The sequence below is a fragment of the Arthrobacter sp. genome (assembly GCF_031179985.1).
Lineage (GTDB): Bacteria > Actinomycetota > Actinomycetes > Actinomycetales > Micrococcaceae > Arthrobacter.
Genome location: NZ_JAPSHJ010000018.1, coordinates 1,870 through 3,924, shown reverse-complemented (window position 1 = coordinate 3,924; position 2,055 = coordinate 1,870). Strand labels below are relative to the sequence as shown.

At 63.0% G+C, this 2,055-nt stretch carries 2 protein-coding genes; both read right to left on the bottom strand.

The genetic code is table 11. The annotated features are described in order from the left end of the window. A partial coding sequence (locus RIN13_RS10295; protein WP_309107238.1) for a redoxin domain-containing protein occupies positions 1-371 on the bottom strand: 371 nt, incomplete at its 3' end. A 116-nt stretch (positions 372-487) separates the two neighbouring features. Beyond that, positions 488-1,831 carry an allantoinase AllB gene (gene allB, locus RIN13_RS10290; RefSeq protein WP_309107237.1) on the bottom strand — a complete coding sequence of 448 codons (1,344 nt, stop codon included), beginning with the start codon at positions 1,829-1,831 and terminating at the stop codon, positions 488-490. Between the last annotated feature and the right edge of the window lie 224 nt (positions 1,832-2,055).

Sequence of the window (2,055 nt, the reverse complement as noted above, 5' to 3'; positions counted from 1 at the left end):
ATGCCCTCGCGGACCTCGCCGTCGACCAGCTTCTCTCCCCAGGCGCCGTAGGCCAATGCCACGGCGTGGTCCTCGTCAGCCAGCAGGGGGAACGTCAGGGAGAAATCACCGGTAAAGCGGGAGAGCTTTTCGGGGGCGTCCGGGGACACTCCCAGCACCTCGTAGCCGGAGCCCTTGAAGGACGCAAGATTGTCGCGGAAATCGCAGGCCTCGGTAGTGCAGCCAGGGGTCGCAGCTTCAGGGTAGAAGTAAACAATCACGTTTTTGCCGTGGTAATCCGACAGCGAGATCTTGTTGCCGGCGGCGTCGAGCAGGCTGAAATCAGGGGCCTGTGATCCGGGCCGCAGCTTGTTGATCAGGTTCGGGCTCATAGTGGTCCTTAAGGAGATTACTTGGAATCAATCGTAATAAGTGAAACCGGTGGTCGTCTCTGAGATCAACTCCGCCGTCACATGCAGTATTCCTCAGCCCTCAAAAAACGTTCCGTTCAGACGCCCGGCCTGCGGATCAACCGGCCCCGCGGACTCCTGAAATCCACCAGGTTGCCGCGCAGGTAGGTCCGGTGGATTACACCGGAAAGTTCCCTTCCGTCGTACGGGGTGATGGGGTTCTTGTGCTTCAGCCTGGAGGCGTCCACGACGAACCGTTCGTCCGGGGCGAAGACGGCGAAATCGGCGTCGATACCCTCTGCGATCTGCCCCTTATCCCGCAGCCGGACAAGTTCTGCAGGCTTTGCAGCCATCCAGGAGATCACCTGGTCCAGCGGGATGCCGCGCTGCCGGGCTTCGGTCCAGATGAGGGACAGGCCCAGCTGAAGCGAGGATACCCCGCCCCAGGCCACCGCGAAGTCCCCGTGTTCCAGGTCCTTCAGGTCAAGGGTGCTGGGGGAGTGGTCCGAGGCGATGAAGTCGATGGTTCCGTCCAGGAGGCCCTCCCAGAGGCGTTCACGGTTGGAGGCCTCCCGGATGGGCGGGCAGCACTTGAAGGCGGTGGCGCCGTCGGGAATCTCCTCGGCAGTGAGCGTGAGGTAGTGGGGGCACGTCTCCGCGGTGAGGCGGACGCCGTCGCGCTTTGCGGCGGCAATCAGGGGCAGCGCGTCCGACGACGACAGGTGAAGTATGTGTGCACGGGCACCTGTCCGGCGGGCCCGCTCGATCACCTCCGTGATGGCCCGGTTCTCGGCATCGCGGGGGCGGGAGGCAAGGAAGCCGGAGTAGCTGATGCCGTCGGCGCCGGGTGCCGCGTCGATGGTGTGGGGGTCTTCGGCATGGACGATCATCAATGAATCGAAGGACTTGAGCTCGGCCATGTCCTCTTCCATCTCGTCCGCACCCAGCTGAGGGAATTCGTCCACCCCGGAGTGCAGCAGGAAACACTTGAAGCCGAAAACACCCTCGGCATGCAGTGGCCGCAGGTCAGCCTTGTTGCCGGGGATGGCTCCTCCCCAGAAGCCCACATCCACAAAGGCCTGGTCTGTGGCGGTTTCGCGTTTGAGTTTCAGAGCCTCAACCGTGGTGGTGGGAGGAATGCTGTTGAGCGGCATGTCGATGATGGTGGTCACGCCGCCTGCAGCTGCGGCGCGGGTGGCTGACGCGAAACCCTCCCACTCCGTACGGCCGGGCTCATTGATGTGGACGTGGGTGTCCACAAGGCCTGGAATAAGGCTTTCGTCGTCGGACAGCTCCACCACTTCACCGCCGGTCAGGCCATACCCCAGCGGCTCGACGGCCAGAATCTTTCCAGCGCGGACGCCCACTTCCCGCGGTGCTGTTCCGTCCGGGGTCAGTACGTGTTGGCCCCGGATCACCAGGTCAAACGTCTCATCGCTCACGCAGGTCTCCTCCATGCCAGCCTTCTATCCACGTGTCTACCCTGCTTTGGGGCAACGTCCAAGCGGGCCACTGCAGCGAAACAGCACTTAAACAGTTCCGTCCCGCTGCCGTAGCGTCGTGGAAACACCCGGAGCCTAGCGTGACGTATGACCACAGCGGCGTTCCCGGATGCCGCCCTCACGATGATTGGCGGCCTCGATGAAAATCCCACTCACTGCGGAGA